The sequence below is a fragment of the Actinoplanes sp. NPDC021490 genome (genome assembly GCF_055562135.1).
This window is the reverse complement of sequence record NZ_JBVHFW010000053.1, coordinates 1-1,052: the sequence shown is the minus strand read 5'-3', so window position 1 is coordinate 1,052 and position 1,052 is coordinate 1. Positions and strand designations below refer to the sequence as shown.

Sequence of the window (1,052 nt, the reverse complement as noted above, 5' to 3'; positions counted from 1 at the left end):
TCCGGGAGCCGCTCCGTAGTCCGTGTCGCCGTATCGGGTGCCGGCGGGTTTCCCTGCCGACACCCGTCAATCTGCCGGACTCGTGTTAAGCCGGTGCTGCGCGGGCGTGTCGCGCTCGTACCGTTTTCGCGAAGCGGAGCCCCGCGCGGTGCTACGCCTTGCCGGCCGTCGCGTCCTTGGCGAGGAACGCCAGCAGGTCCTGGCGGCTGACCACGCCCTTCGGCTTGCCCTCCACCAGCACGATCGCCGCGTCCGCGGTGTTCGTGCCGCCGAGCACGGCCATCAGGTCCTCGACCGGTTCGCCGGAGCCGACCTGCGGCAGCGGCGGCGACATGTGCTTCTCCAGCGGGTCGGAGAGCGAGGCGCGCTGGGCGAAGAGCGCGTTCAGCAGCTCCCGCTCCACCACCGAGCCGATGACCTCGGCGGCCATCACGTCCGGGTGGCCGGCGCCCGGCTTCACGATCGGCATCTGCGAGACGCCGTACTCGCGCAGCACGTCGATCGCCTCGCCGACGGTCTCCTCCGGGTGCATGTGGACGAGCGTCGGGATCGGACCGGCCTTGTGGTCGAGCACATCGGCGACACGCGCGGACGGGCCGGTGTCCTCCAGGAAGCCGTAGTCGGCCATCCACTCGTCGTTGAAGATCTTGCTGAGGTAGCCGCGGCCGCTGTCGGGCAGCAGGACGACGACCACGTCGTCCGGGCCCAGGCGGCTCGCGACCTCCAGGGCGGCGACGACCGCCATGCCGCAGGAGCCGCCGACCAGCAGCCCCTCCTCCTTGGCGAGGCGGCGGGTCATCTGGAAGGAGTCCTTGTCGGACACCGCGACGATCTCGTCCGTCACGTTGCGGTCGTAGGCGCTCGGCCAGAAGTCCTCGCCGACGCCCTCGACCAGATACGGCCGCCCGGAGCCGCCGGAGTAGACCGAGCCCTCCGGGTCCGCGCCGATGACCTGGACCGCGCCGTCGCTGATCTCCTTGAGGTAGCGGCCGGTGCCGCTGATGGTGCCGCCGGTGCCGACGCCCGCGACGAAGTGGGTGATCTTCCCCTCG

At 71.2% G+C, this 1,052-nt stretch carries 1 protein-coding gene; it reads right to left on the bottom strand.

Going from position 1 to position 1,052, the window contains the following annotated elements; translation table 11 throughout:
- Nucleotides 1–151: 151 nt before the first annotated feature.
- Nucleotides 152–1,052, bottom strand: a 901-nt coding sequence (locus ACZ3I4_RS47895; protein ID WP_465388854.1) for a pyridoxal-phosphate dependent enzyme, incomplete at its 5' end; no start/stop codon positions are given.